This is a genomic window from Alsobacter sp. R-9, from assembly GCF_054612375.1.
On record NZ_JBTSWJ010000017.1, the window covers coordinates 93,851 to 107,208 of the forward strand.

The following is a 13,358-nucleotide window of genomic DNA, read 5'->3' on the forward strand; positions in this document are numbered from 1 at the left end:
CGCCTCCTAGAATGACGGCCCGAGACGCACGGGCACCTCGTCGCCTTCGTCGAGGACCTCGCCCCAGGTCGGCGCTCCCGACGCGACGTCGGCGATCAGGTGGAGGAGTCGAAGGGCCGCCTCGTCCTGCGGTTCCCGGCCGAGGAACACCGGCGACGCGTCGAAATCGATCTGCTCAGGAAGCCGCCGGGCGGTCTCGGGATGGGCGCTGATCTTGATGGTCGGGGCGACGGCGTTGCAGAAGCTGTTCCCCGGTCCCGTGGTGAACAGCATCAGCTGGGCTCCCGCCGCCGCGAAGCCGGTGAGGGATTCCGGCGAGAAACCGGGCCCGTCCATCACGTGCAACCCAGGCCCGACGGGTGCTTCACCGAGGGCAAGCAGCGACCGGATGGCACGCGTGCCGGCCTTGGCGATGGCGCCGAGCGACTTCTCCTCGATCGAACTGAGGCCGCCGCGGATGTTCTCGGGACCGGGATTGTTGCCGGTGAGGTCCATGCCCGTCGCCGCGGCCGCCGCCTCGCGACGGGCGACGGCGGCCACGACGGCCTCGGCCACCGCCGGGGATGCCGCACGACGCGCGAGAACGTGCTCGGCACCGAGCCATTCCAGCGTCTCCCCCACCACCGTCGCGGCGCCCCGATCCACCAGGAGGTCCGAGACGGCGCCGGCCAGCGGGTTGGTGACGAGCCCGGACGTCGCGTCGGAATGCCCGCACTCGATCCCGACGAACAGGTCGGCGAGCGGAAAGACAACCCGCCGCTCGCGTCCGATCGCATGGGCGAGGCGCGCACCGGCCCGGACGCCCCGGTCGGTCAGCGCGAGGGCGTCCTCGTGCACGTCGTCGAGGGTCACGACCTCGCACGGCTTCCCGACGGTGGTCGCCGCCTCGGCCACGGCATCGGCGCTGGCACGGTCCGCCCCCACCACGAGCACGGCGCCGTTGTTGGGGTGGCACGCCAGCCCGATCAGCTGTCGCCGATAGGCGAGCTTGTCCTCCCCGAGCTGCCCGCGGCCATTGGCGGCCGCCACCAGCACGCTCCCCGGCAAGGATCGATGGATGCGCCGCGCCGACGGGGTCGTCAGGCCCACGACGGACAGGACCAGGAGCCGGTTGCGGATGCCGGGACGGCCCGCTGGCCTGCGGAATCCGAGGAAGGTCTCGGAAGAGGAGTTCACCGGCGCCCTCCCCGGCCCGGCAGAAGGGCCCGTTGCGGCCGTCGCGCGGTCCTCATGACGTCGAGCCCCAGCGCTCGACCACCCCGGGAGCCAGCGTCACCCCGAGGCCGGGTCCGGACGGAAGCATCAGGCATCCGTCCCTCACGGCAGGAACGACGTCGAGCGTGCTCTCGAGGAGCGGGTTCGGGTTGGCGTCCATCTCGAGCCAGTGCGCGCCCGGGATGGCGGCCGTCAGGTGCGCGCTCGCGTAGAGGCCGACCGCGCCGCCGAACATGTGGAGGCAGAGTTTCCTCCCCGCCGCCACGACGGCGCGCCCGATCTCGAGTCCCTCGGTGAATCCCGCCGTCTTGGTGATGTCAGGCTGGACCGTATCGGCCCCGAGCGCGATGACCTGCCTGAGCTGATCCAGGCCCTGGGCATTCTCCCCGAACGCGAGAGGCACTCCGATATCGCGCGGCCAGTTGCGGTAGGCCTCGACGTCATCGACCGGGAACGGCTCCTCGAGGAAGTCGAGCCGGGCCGCCTGGATCGCGGGCAGCATGTCGCGCAACGTCTCCGCCGTCATGGTCTGGTTCGCATCCGCCATCACGGGGGCGTCGCCGGCCAGCCGCCGGGCCGTGGCGAGCGTGTCGCGGTCGGCATCCGCGCCGAAGGACAGGCGGATCTTGAAGCGGCAATGCCCGCGTGCCCGCGCGGCCTCGATCGTCCGGACGACGTGCGGCGGGGCGATGCCGCTGGCGTAGACCTCCACGCGGTCGGGAGCCGAGCCTCCTCCCCTCAGCACCTGCGCCAGGGGCTGCCCCAACTGGCGCGCGAAGGCGTCCCAGATGGCGATGTCGAGGCCGGCGATGGCCTGGTGGACGGGTCCCGGCGCTCCCCACTGGTTGGCCAGCAGCCGCAGACGCCGGTGCATGAGGTAATAGAGCCGGCGCGGGTCATCGAGGCTCTCGCCGACCAGCAGCGGCGCCAGTACGTTGCGCACGATCTCGATCCGCTCCTGGCATCCCCAGGGCGGAAAATTCGCCCAGATCTCGCCGAGCCCCTCGATGCCTGCGTCCGTCCGAACCCTGACCAGGAGGTTGGGCCGGGCATCCAGCCGGCCGAACGGACCCACGATCGGGCGCTCCAGCGGCAGCCGGAGCATGATGGTCTCGACCCCTACGATGCGGGCCGGCGATGCCGGGGAACGGATGGCGTTCGTCTCGGTCATGGTCCCTCCCGCAATGGCCCTGTCGCCCCGGACATGTCACGCGCTCTCCCGCATGACGGTCTCGAACCCCACGTCGACGACGGGCTCGTCGATCGTCTCCCCCCGCAGCCGGCGCACGATGAGGTCCCCGGTGATGCGGCCGATGGCGTCGCTGCGGACATGGACGGTCGTGAGGGGGACGGGAAGGTTCGGCGAGATCTCGAGGTCGCCGTAGCCGGCCAGCGCGATGTCGCCGGGAATCGACAGGCCCAGCCGCAGGCACTCGAGAAGGCCGCCGACGGCCGGAATCTCGGAATGGAAGCAGACGAGGTCGGGCCGCGGCGACAGCGCGAGGAGCCGCCGGATGGCGTCGCGCCCGTTCTCCATCGTCGTCGGCTGGGGAACGCTGACGACGTATTCGGGCGGCACGGCCATCCCTGCGTCCCGCATCGCCATGAAGAAGCCGCGCTGCCGGTCGAAGGCCTGGTCGTTGTTGGTGAAGTCGCCGCCGACGAGCGCGATGCGCCGATAGCCGCGGGCCAGCAGCTGCATCGTCAGCGTGCGTGCCGCCGCGACGTTGTCGTAGCCGACGACGAGGTCGATCGGATCCGGCCTCAGGTTGAAGGTCTCGACCACCGGCCCGCGGTAGCGCCGCAGCCGCTCGCGCGTCTGGGGCGCGTGCGTGAAGCCGGTCAGGACGAGGGCATCGGCCTGCCGGCCGACGAAGGCGTTCAACAGCTCCGACTCAATGTCGCTCGAGCGTTCGCTCGCCCCCACGAGGAGCTGGATGCCGTTCGCCTGCAGCACCGATGCAAGGCTCTGGATGGCCGTCGAGAACAGGGTCGAGCGCAGGATCGGGACGATGGCGCCCACGGTGTTGCTGCGGCGCGAGACCAGCGAGCGGGCCGCGAGGTTCGGCACATAGCCCAGCTGATCGATGGTCCTGTGGATTCGCTCCCGGGTCTCGGCCTTCACCGACTCGGGGTGACGCAGTGCCCGCGACACGGTGATCAGGGAGAGCCCCGCGGCTCGGGACACGTCCTTGAGGGTGGTCGGCCGTCTCATCCGCACGTCCGAAGGGTTCGGTTGCCCGCCGATGCTGCGCAGCACCATACAAGGGTCGAAAAATGATGCTCGTATGTCAAGCAGTCTGTCACATGAGAAGCACGAATGCAGACGCCGAGGATGATCTCCTTGCCTCGTCTTTCTGCGCTTCGGTGCCGATTCCGAGCGTGATCCGAACAATGTTGACACGTCCTGCGGAATGCCGTGACATACGGATGTCATCAAGCGTCGTGGCGTTCCGTTCGACGGGATCCAGCGACCTTGTTCGCACGAAGGAGATCGCTGGGCATGGGCCCCGAGGCCAAGGAGATGGCGCGATCACAACGGCACCCTGACCGTCCGGGGCCGGTCGTCGACGCCCATTTTCACCTGTGGGATCTCGAGCGCCTGCCCTATCCCTGGCTCGCGCCCGACGCACCCCCGCGACCCTTCGGCGACCACAGGCCGATCAAGTCGACCTATACGCCTGAGCGTTACCGTGCCGACTGGCGCGGCGTCGACATCGTCGCCTGCGTCCACGTGCAGGCGAACTGCGCCAATCCCCGGGGCGAGACACAGTGGTTGGCCGATTGCGCGGCCCGTACCGGTATCCCCTCGGCAATCGTGGCCTACGCCGACCTCGCGGCCGATGACGTGGAGGCCACGCTGGAGGAGACCGCGGCCGAGCCGCTGGTGCGCGGCATCCGCATGATGCTGAACTGGCACGATGAGCCTGTGCGCCGGGCGGCCAGCCGCTTCGACCTGATGGAGGACGAGCGCTTCCGCCGCGGCTTCCGGCTGCTGGCCCGCCACGGGCTGTCCTTCGACCTCGGCTGTCTTCCCGCGCAGCTGCCGATGGCGAGCCGGCTGGCCGGCGACCATCCCGACACGCTCATCGTCCTGAACCACCTCGGCTGGCCGCTCCTGGGCGACCCGGACGGCGAAGGCACGTGGCGGCGCGGCCTGCGGGACCTCGCCCGGCATCCCAACGTCCGCCTGAAGATCTCCGGCCTGTGGCCCGTGGACCAGGCCTGGGCCGTGGAAATCCTTCGCCCCTTCGTCAGGGAGGCGCTCGATCTCTTCGGCTTCGATCGCTGCATGTACGGCAGCAACTTCCCGATCGAGAAGATGATGACGACCATCCCGCACCAGGTCTCCGCGCTGCAGGCCATCGTCGCCGACGCCTCGCCGGCGGAGCGGGATCTGCTCTTCTCGACGACGGCCCGCCTGGCCTATCGTCTTCCCCACCAGGCGGAGGAAACACCCTTGCACGCCGCAGCCCCCATCCACGAGGCCGCGTCATGAGCCTGCCCCGGCGCGCCATCGGCACGACCGGCCTCGACGTGCCGGTTCTCGGCTTCGGCTGCGTCCCGCTCGGCGGCTTGTTCAGCGAGGTGAGCGATGCGGACGCCCGCGGAGCGGTCTCGGCCGCCCTCGCTCGCGGCATCGACTTCTTCGACACGGCCCCGCTCTACGGGCACGGGCTCAGCGAGCATCGCCTCGGCGAAGCCCTGCGGGGCGTGCCGCGCGACCGCGTCGTGGTCTCGACCAAGGTCGGCCGCCTCCTCCGCCCCGTCGACCGCGTACAGGAGCGCAGCGAGCTCTTCGCGGCTCCCCTGCCCTTCGACACCGTGTACGACTACTCCGCCGCCGGCGTGCGCCGTTCGCTGGAGGACAGCCTGCAGCGGCTCGGCCTCGCCCGCGTCGACATGCTGCTCATCCACGACGTGGTGCGGCGGTGGCACGGGGACGCCTTCGAGCAGCGCTACCGCGAGGCCATGGACGGGGCCTACCCGGAGCTGGACCGCATGCGATCGGAAGGGCTGGTCCGCGCCATCGGGGTCGGGATCAAGGATGCCGACGTCTGCGAACGCTTCGCGCGGGACGGCGACTTCGACTGCATCATGCTGGCGGGCCAGTACACCCTGCTGAACCAGGATGGGCTCGACAGCTTCCTGCCGCTGGCCGCGAAGAAGAACATCGCCGTCCTGATGGCGGCCCCCTACAACTCGGGCATCCTGGCGACGGGCGCCGCGCGCGGGGCGAAATACTTCTACCAGGACGCGCCGGAGGACGTGCTGGCGAAGGTGCGCCGGATCGAGGCGGTGTGCGCCAGCCACGGCGTGCCGCTCGCGGCGGCGGCGCTGCAGTTCCCGCTCGGGCATCCCGCGGTGGCGACGGTCGTCGCGGGGTGCCGAAGCGCGTCCGAGGTTCACGCGAATGCCGACCTCATGGCGCAGGCCCTGCCCGCGGCCCTTTGGTCGGACCTCAAGTCCGAGAAACTCATTCCAGCGCATGCGCCGTTGCCGGGGGGCCCGTGATCGGCGCCCCATGGCCTGGCGGCGGGTATGCGACGCCGCGGTGAAGAAACGGGACGGTGGCGCGCCGCAAGGTCCGCAGCGGTCCAGGAACGAAGACGAGGGAGGGTGACATGACGATGCGACTGAAGACATTCGTGGCGGCCGCGCTGCTGGCCGGCATCGCCACCGCGGCGCAGGCCCAGACGACCATCACGTTCCGCTTCAACGATCCCGAGGCGCCGCAGATGCGCGCGGCACTCGACGAGTTCGAGAAGGCCAACCCCGACATCAAGGTGACGATGCAGCGCGTGAGCTGGGGCGACGCGCAGCAGCAGTTCCTGAGGGAAGCGGCCGTCGGCACCGCGCCCGACGTGGCGCAGATCGCCTTCGTCTGGCCGCGCGCCTTCGCGGCGGCCGGGGCCCTTCGGCCGCTCGACGACTTCATAGCCAAGACCGGCATCGGCGTCGCGGGTTGGGACCAGTTCGTCTCGCGCGACCTCGCCATGGGTGCTGACGGCAAGACCTACGCAATCCCGTTCACGACCGACACGTTCGGGATGGTCTACAACAAGGACCTGCTGAAGGCGGCCGGCTACGACTCGCTGCCGAAGACGTGGGACGAGCTGCGCAAGGCGAGCGCGGCGGTGAAGGAGAAGACCGGCAAGGCGGGCTGGGGCTTCCCGGCCGGCACTTGCGGCACGCCGACGATCTGGTTCCTCACGAACTTCTACATCTGGTCGAAGGGCTGGGCCTTCGTCGACCAGCAGCCGAACGGCGGGAAGTTCTTCGTCAACATCACGCCGGACCAGATCGCCGAGGCGTTTGACTACTACAAGAGCTATCTGGACCAGGGTCACAACCCGAAGTCGAACCTCTCCATCTGCCTGTGGGGGGCGCCCGAGATCGTCGAGGGCATGGTCAACGGCGACATCGCCATGGCCAGCGTGCCGGATGCGGTGGGCGTGCAGATCGTCAACGCGTTCAAGCAGCGCAATCCGGGCAAGCCGGTGCCGTTCGCGGCCGCACCCCACCCCGCCGACGCCAACGGCTCGAAGACGTTCTTCGGCGGCCGGCACATCGCCATCAGCGCGAACACCAAGTACCCGGAGCAGGCGTGGCGGCTGGTGCGCTTCCTCGCGACCCCCGATCCGCTGTTCACGAAGCACTACACCAACTACGTGCAGCCCCAGCGGCCCGTGATGAACTACGACCGGCTGCCCGCCGAGATCGGCCCCGGCTTCACGGCTCAGTTGCAGACGGCCCGCAGCTGGGGCGCCTACAACAGCGGCCCCGTGACCATTCCGTTCATGTGGAATGCCGTGGGACGGGCGGCCGGCTCGGTCTTCATCGGCGAGAAGACGTCGAAGCAGGCCGCGGCCGAGCTGCATGAGGCCATCTCGAAGGAACTGGCCAAGAACCAGAAGTAACCGATGCAGGTCCCGGGACCGGTGCGTCCGCGCGCACCGGTCCCGCCGCATCCAACGTTGATACGGATCGAGAAGAGCGAGAGATGAAGGGGGACAACCGGTTCGTCGTCACCATGCTCGTGCCGACGTTCTTCTTCCTGGTGTGCTTCTACCTTTATCCGACGCTCTACAACCTGAACAACAGCTTCACCGACCTCAGCCTGTTCGGCATGCGGAAGGGGGGCGAATGGATCGGGCTTGAGAACTACTGGGAGTTGCTGACCAGCCGCGACTTCCGCAACGTCCTGTTCAACACGGTGGTTTGGCTGACGGTCGTGGGCGTGACCGTGCGCATCGTGCTCGGCCTCGGCCTCGCCTTCCTCCTGACCAGCCGCACGGTCCGCAAGTATCGCCTGCAGACCATCAGCCGCGTGCTGCTGCTGGTGCCGTGGGCGACGCCGCCGATCGTGGCGATCCTGATCTGGCGCTGGATGCTGGATCCGCGGGTGGGAGCGATCAACGAGGCCCTGATGGCCCTCGGGCTGGTCTCGCAGCCCGTGGCGTTCCTCGCGACGGCCAACTTCGTCTGGCCGGCGCTCATCACGATCATCACGTGGAACACGCTGCCGCTCGTCACGCTCACCTTCATGGCGAGCCTTCAGTCCCTCCCGGACGAGCTCGTCGAGGCGGCCGAGGTCGACGGCGCGAGCCGCCTGCAGGTGATGCGCTACGTCTACCTGCCGCACCTCAAGCCGGCGATCATCGTCATGGTGCTGATGTCGACGTTCTGGACCTTCAACAACTTCGTCTACGTCTGGCTCACGACGGGCGCCGGCCCGGGCCTCTACACCAACGTCATGGCCACGGAGGTCTACATCAAGGGCTTCATCGAGGGCCGCCTCGGCTACAGCTCGGCGGTGGGTGTCGTCATGGCCGCGATCATGACGGCGTTCGGCATCGTGTACCTGCGCGTGATCGCGCAGCGCGAACTGAAGGAAGTGTTCTGATGGTCGCCGCCCCGAACCGGGTCCGGTACGGCTGGCAGGGTCCGCGCCGGCTGGCGGCCGAGGTTCTCGTCATCCTGACGACGCTCGTCGCGCTGTTCGTGCTGGTGTACCCGACGGCCTGGGTGTTCGTGGCGTCGTTCCGGACTCCGGAGACGATGTTCGCGGCGGGGGCCCACGTCTACACGCTGGAGAACTATCGCAGCCTGCTGGCGTCCGAGTTCTCGCGGGCCATCTTCAACAGCCTCTTCGTGTGCATCGCCAGCGTGCTTGCGTCGACGGCCGTGGCCGTCGTCGCCGCCTACGTCTTCTCGCGCCTGCGCTTCCGCGGCAAAGGCGTCCTCTTCGGCTCGGTGATGATGGGCCAGACGTTCCCGTGGATCATCCTCGTGACGCCCCTGTTCATCCTGTTCGCGCGGCTGGGCCTCCTGAACAACTATCTCAGCCTGATCTTCGTCTATGTAGCGGTGTCGATCCCGTTCTCGATCTACCTCCTCGTCGGCTACCTCGAGTCCGTGCCGCGCACGCTGGACGAGGCCGCCATCATCGACGGGTGCTCCCGCCTCCAGGTGATCACCAAGATCATCCTGCCGATCATGATGCCGGGCATCGTCGCCACGGCGACCTACGCCTTCCTGCTGTGCTGGGCCGAGTACCTGTTCGCCCTCGCCTTCCTGACCGAGACCGAGTTGAAGACGATGCCGCTGATGCTCAGTTCCTACTTCGGCGAGAACGTCGTCGAGTGGGGTCACGTCATGGCCGGCTCGGCCCTGACGACGCTGCCGACGCTACTCCTCTTCCTGCCGCTGCAGACCCGGATGACCTCGGGGCTCGCCGCCGGATCGGTCAAGCAGTGACGATGGCCGCACCACCGGCGGTTCGCCCTCCCGGACGCGCCGCCGCATGAGCGCCTCGTCTCCACAGGGGCAGGCGGGTTGACGCGGGAGTGCGCCTTGCGCGCACCCATCGAGTGCCCCGACCACCTTTCGCCGGGATCTCGCCGTCTCCTTCGCGAGGAACGTCGTGCAGCCTCGCCCGCGCCAAGCGCCTCACCTTGGATGGCCGGGGATGACGATCGGGCTGATGGCTCCTTCATGGAGAACCACGGTCTCGTGCGCCCGGCCGGAAATCCATCGCGGACAAGCCATGCGGCGCGCATACATTCAAGAATTGAAACCCCAGCGAGCCGGCTGTACCTGTGCAGTACTCAGTGTTCTTATTACTGAGCTACAGCTTCGCTATTTCGTATTCCTATCATCTCTTTTCGCTTCATTGCAAGACCGGACATGTTTTCGCGACGAATGATATTGCCGCAGATCTCCAGCCGACCTAACTTGGAGTGAGTTTGGCAGCCGGAGAAGAAGGTCATCGCGCATCATGAACGGTGTCGCGGCAAGCGCCTCAACCACGCCAACCGGGGACCCGGTTCCGGCGCTCCATGACAGCCAGAACCTTGCCGTCCTCTACAGATTGACGGACCGCCTCTACCGGGCCGTGTCCCTTGCCGACGTGTTCGATGCCGCGCTGGACATCATCTGCGAGGCGATGGGGTGCAGCCGGGCGTCCATCCTCCTGTTCGACGACGATGGCGTCATGCGCTTCGTGGCCTGGCGGGGGCTTTCCGAGGTCTACCGGCACACGCTCGACGGCCACTCCCCGTGGGTCCGTGGCCAGAAGAACGCCGAACCCATCTTCGTGGGCGACATCCGGGAGACCGCCGAACCGGACTGGGTGAAGGAGAGGATCGTCAGCGAGAACATCCTCGGCCTGGCCTTCATCCCGCTGGTCGCGGGCGGGGCCGTCGTGGGCAAGTTCATGACCTACTACGCGTGCCCCAGGGTCTTCGGCGCGCGCGAGGTCGACCTCGCGGTCACGATCGCCCGGCAGGTCGGGTTCAGCGTGGAGCGCGCACGCGCCGAGGAGGCACGCAGGGCCGCCGAGGAGGCACTGCGGTTCTCGGAAGAGCGCTCCCGCATGATGCTGGAGAACGCGCCGGTCATGATCTGGATGAGCGACGCTTCGGGAAAGTGCCTGCACCTCAACAGGAAGCTCCGCGAGTTCTGGGGCGTGGACGAGGCCACGGTCCCCGACTTCGAGTGGACGAGCACCATGCACCCGGAGGATGCCCCGGCGATCGGCGCGGCGATGGCGCGGGCGCTGGGCCGCCAGGAGCGGGTGCGCACCAGCGGCCGCTTCCTCGACGCCAGAGGGCGCTGGCGCGTGCTCAACACGGATGCCGAACCCCGCCGGTCCCAGAACGGCGCCTTCCTCGGCATGATCGGCGTGAACATCGACGTGACGGAGCGGGAAGAGGCGGAGCAGGCGATCCTCGCCAGCGAGCAGCGCTTCCGCCTCGTGTTCGAGTCGGCGCCCAGCGGGATGATCCTCACCGACGCGGACGGCGCCATCCGGATGGTGAACGCGCAGGCCGAGCGCCTCTTCGGCTACGTTCGGGACGAGTTCATCGGCATGCCGGCAGAGACGCTGATGCCTCGTGACGCCATGGCACCCCTCCTGTCGGGGCCGGCGGACGATAATGCCCAAGTCCCAGGCAGGAACCGCAGCGCCGAGATCATGGCCGTCCGCAAAGACGCGACCACGTTCCCGGCAGAGATGGTGCGCACCAGGGTGCCGGGGGACGAAGGCCTTTGCCTGACGGCGATCGTCGACATCAGCGAGCGCCGGGCCGCGGAGATGCAGCGCGAACTCCTGCTCGCCGAACTGAACCACCGGGTGAAGAACACGCTGGCCGTGGTCCAGGGCATCGCGCACCAGACGTTCAAGGGCGCAGACGTGTCCGCCGGGTTGCGAGGAGCGTTCAACGGCCGGCTGGCGGCTCTCGCAGGTGCGCACGACATGCTGACGCGCACCCACTGGTCACACGCGCGGCTGGACGAACTTGCGGACGAGGCGCTCGGTCTCGGCGCCTCCCATCGCAGCCGCATCGAGATATCGGGCCCCCCGCTGATGCTCGATCCCAAGGCCGCGCTGGCCATTGCCATGGCGCTGCACGAGCTTTCCACGAATGCGGTCAAGTATGGCGCGCTCTCCAATGATCGGGGGCGCGTGCGACTGAACTGGACGAGCGCCGGGACGCAGCCTGACCGGTTCCACCTCCAGTGGATCGAAAGCGGCGGGCCGACCGTCCGGGTGCCGGAGAAGCGCGGCTTCGGCTCGCGACTGATCGAGCACATCCTTGCCAGCGATCTCGATGGCCGCGTCGAGTTCCGCTTCCTGCCCGAGGGCGTGACATGCGCCATCGAAGGCGCCGTCAAGCCGGGCGTTCGGGAGGATCCGAGATGACGCTGTCGGGAAAACGCATCCTGGTCGTGGAGGACGAGGGCTTCGTCGCCGCCATGATCGAGGACCTCCTGGTCGAGTTCGGCGCGACGGTGATCGGCCCTGCGGGCTCGATCGACTCGGCGCTCGAACTGGCCGCTTGCGCGCCGCTCGACGCCGCGCTCCTCGACATCAACGTCCGAGGGCGGAGGATCGACCCGGTGGCCGATCAGCTCCGCGCCCGGGGGATCCCCGTCGTCTTCGCGTCTGGCTACGGGGTGACGGGGGCGCCTTCGGGAGCCGGAACGAGCGTCCTGACGAAGCCGTTCAGCGCCGAGACGCTGGAGTCGGCGCTGTCCCGCGTCCTGTGAGCGACGACGAAAACCGGCCGACGTGGCCCGGCCAGGCAGTCGCTGGCGCCGGAGATCCTGAGCCATCGATCTATGGCCCGCGGCACGATGGGTTGGAACGCCCCCGCCCACACCTCAGCCCGCCTGGGGGATGGCTCCACGACGCACAGCCGGGGGAAGCCAGCTCAGTGCTTCTTCGAGGACGGTGCGTGGGTTGGGGTCTGTCCCGCCATCTTGCGCGCCAGTGCGCGGACCTCGTCCAGCACGAGAGCGATCACCCGGGCGGAGCAAGGGCGGTCCTCGGCCGCAATGAGGGTGACGAGACAATCCGTCTCGTCATCGAGGTCGCACTGCTCCAGGAGGAGTGTGGCAGCCAGTTGCTCGTTCAGGTCGCGCCCGCTCATGGACGACATGTTTGGTGTCGCGCCGGCGCCGCAAGTCAGGAGTTAAGCGTAGCCGTGGCGATCGGCGCGTGATGCCACCTCGGTCCCGGCCCCCGACAAAGACATGCCACTCGCCGTCGGTCGCGGCGATGAACGGCTTGGGTTGACGCTGACCGGGCGGATCAGGCCGGCGCTCCCTGCGGAACGGGCGCTGGATGCAAGCCCCTTCGGCGCGTTCCCCTGGATTGCCCGGTTCAGTTCGGTCTCCGGTCGCTGACCTGGGAGACCCTGGCGGGCCTAGCCTCCGAACAGGACTGCGACCGAGACGAGCGCGAGCCCGATCCCGACCATCGAGGCCCCGGACCACCAGATGCTCGTGCCGGCAAATCGCCCCCACGCGGCACCGGCGGCGAAGAGCATCACGAGCAGCAGCACGTTGGACGCCCGCACCGCTGCGAAGGGATCGTCCATGACGAGGTAGAGCAGCACGACCGGGAGCGTCGAGACGAAGACCAACGCGAAGCAGGCCACTGCTCCCTTCACGTCGTCCGACGTGATCCCAGAACTCACTGGCCGTGCCGCGAGGATGTACTCGCGCAGATCCTCCTCCAGCCGCACCATCACGGGTTCGCTCGCCACGGTCTCGAACTCGGGCAACACGTGTTCCCGAATGACGGCCCGCGCGGATTGCTCGTCGGGAGCGTCCTGAACGGCAGCCAGGATCCGCGCCTTGCCCGTGCGCTCCGTCACGGCCGCCATGATGTACATGACGCCGTCGATCACGCCCCAGGCGAGATTGCAGCCGAGCGCGGCAAGAATGAGCTGATGCATGCCCTCCGGCCCTTCGGTCACGGTGAGGCGCGCGGTCAGCGTCACGCTCAGGACCATGATCAGGCCGAACAGGACCTCGCCCAGGCGGCTCGCCGGATCGAGATAGCGGGGCATGAGGCGCCGGCTTGCACTCGTCATCCCGGCTGGCCCTGCGGGGGATGTGACACCGGACGGGTTCGATAGCCGCACCACGACTTCCTCTCGAGCGCCGAGTGCCATGGTCGGCGGTGATCAGGGATTGGCACTTCGGCGATGAATGCGCTGAAATGAACCGATCACTCAATGCCCCCCGAACACGAGCACCTGGAAGGGCAGCAGGAGGGCCTCGATGCGCAGCAGCATGGCGTGGACGAGGCCGACGGCGTCCACGGCGTGCAGCGCGACGCGGCGCAGCGC

At 68.4% G+C, this 13,358-nt stretch carries 12 protein-coding genes; 7 read left to right on the forward strand and 5 right to left on the reverse strand.

Features of this window, described 5'->3' with window-relative positions; genetic code table 11:
- Nucleotides 1-6 precede the first annotated feature (6 nt).
- From ACX9GQ_RS22220 to ACX9GQ_RS22230, 3 genes are read right to left on the reverse strand one after another with little or no spacing between them, the layout of a single operon-like run.
- Complete coding sequence (locus ACX9GQ_RS22220) at nt 7-1,176, reverse strand: UxaA family hydrolase (RefSeq protein ID WP_459631793.1); 1,170 nt, start codon at nt 1,174-1,176, stop codon at nt 7-9.
- A gap of 52 nt (nt 1,177-1,228) precedes the next feature.
- The gene (locus ACX9GQ_RS22225; protein ID WP_459631794.1) at nt 1,229-2,386 is read right to left on the reverse strand and encodes a mandelate racemase/muconate lactonizing enzyme family protein; all 1,158 of its coding nucleotides are present in this window, start codon (nt 2,384-2,386) and stop codon (nt 1,229-1,231) included.
- 36 nt (nt 2,387-2,422) lie between these two features.
- Nucleotides 2,423-3,430 carry a LacI family DNA-binding transcriptional regulator gene (locus ACX9GQ_RS22230; RefSeq protein WP_459631795.1) on the reverse strand — a complete coding sequence of 336 codons (1,008 nt, stop codon included), beginning with the start codon at nt 3,428-3,430 and terminating at the stop codon, nt 2,423-2,425.
- 288 nt (nt 3,431-3,718) lie between these two features.
- Here ACX9GQ_RS22230 and ACX9GQ_RS22235 point away from each other — a divergent pair, with 288 nt between their 5' ends.
- The 7 genes from ACX9GQ_RS22235 to ACX9GQ_RS22265 all read left to right on the forward strand — a co-directional run bounded on the left by ACX9GQ_RS22235 (nt 3,719) and on the right by ACX9GQ_RS22265 (nt 11,769).
- Nucleotides 3,719-4,714: an amidohydrolase family protein gene (locus ACX9GQ_RS22235; RefSeq protein ID WP_459631796.1), complete on the forward strand. Its 996-nt coding sequence runs from the start codon at nt 3,719-3,721 to the stop codon at nt 4,712-4,714.
- Nucleotides 4,711-5,730, forward strand: a complete 1,020-nt coding sequence (locus tag ACX9GQ_RS22240) for an aldo/keto reductase (RefSeq protein WP_459631797.1) — start codon at nt 4,711-4,713, stop codon at nt 5,728-5,730. Before ACX9GQ_RS22235 ends, ACX9GQ_RS22240 begins: the two co-directional genes overlap by 4 nt.
- A gap of 110 nt (nt 5,731-5,840) precedes the next feature.
- Nucleotides 5,841-7,136, forward strand: a complete 1,296-nt coding sequence (locus ACX9GQ_RS22245; RefSeq protein WP_459631798.1) for an ABC transporter substrate-binding protein — start codon at nt 5,841-5,843, stop codon at nt 7,134-7,136.
- An 83-nt stretch (nt 7,137-7,219) separates the two neighbouring features.
- Nucleotides 7,220-8,122 (forward strand): carbohydrate ABC transporter permease, encoded by a 903-nt coding sequence (locus tag ACX9GQ_RS22250; RefSeq protein WP_459631799.1) that lies wholly within the window; start codon nt 7,220-7,222, stop codon nt 8,120-8,122.
- On the forward strand, nt 8,122-8,976 hold the full coding sequence (locus ACX9GQ_RS22255; protein ID WP_459631800.1) for a carbohydrate ABC transporter permease: 855 nt from the start codon (nt 8,122-8,124) through the stop codon (nt 8,974-8,976). Before ACX9GQ_RS22250 ends, ACX9GQ_RS22255 begins: the two co-directional genes overlap by 1 nt.
- A 520-nt stretch (nt 8,977-9,496) precedes the next feature.
- A complete protein-coding gene (locus tag ACX9GQ_RS22260; RefSeq protein WP_459631801.1) occupies nt 9,497-11,422 on the forward strand; it encodes a PAS domain S-box protein in 1,926 nt (641 codons plus the stop codon).
- Complete coding sequence (locus tag ACX9GQ_RS22265; RefSeq protein WP_459631802.1) at nt 11,419-11,769, forward strand: response regulator; 351 nt, start codon at nt 11,419-11,421, stop codon at nt 11,767-11,769. The genes ACX9GQ_RS22260 and ACX9GQ_RS22265 overlap by 4 nt, the downstream gene beginning before the upstream one ends.
- A gap of 164 nt (nt 11,770-11,933) precedes the next feature.
- Here the strand turns inward: ACX9GQ_RS22265 and ACX9GQ_RS22270 are convergent, their stop codons facing one another.
- Together ACX9GQ_RS22270 and ACX9GQ_RS22275 are read right to left on the reverse strand one after the other, a co-directional pair.
- Nucleotides 11,934-12,161: a hypothetical protein gene (locus ACX9GQ_RS22270; protein WP_459631803.1), complete on the reverse strand. Its 228-nt coding sequence runs from the start codon at nt 12,159-12,161 to the stop codon at nt 11,934-11,936.
- 267 nt (nt 12,162-12,428) lie between these two features.
- Entirely contained in the window at nt 12,429-13,100 is a 672-nt protein-coding gene (locus ACX9GQ_RS22275) for a VIT1/CCC1 transporter family protein (RefSeq protein WP_459631804.1), read from the reverse strand.
- Nucleotides 13,101-13,358 lie beyond the last annotated feature (258 nt).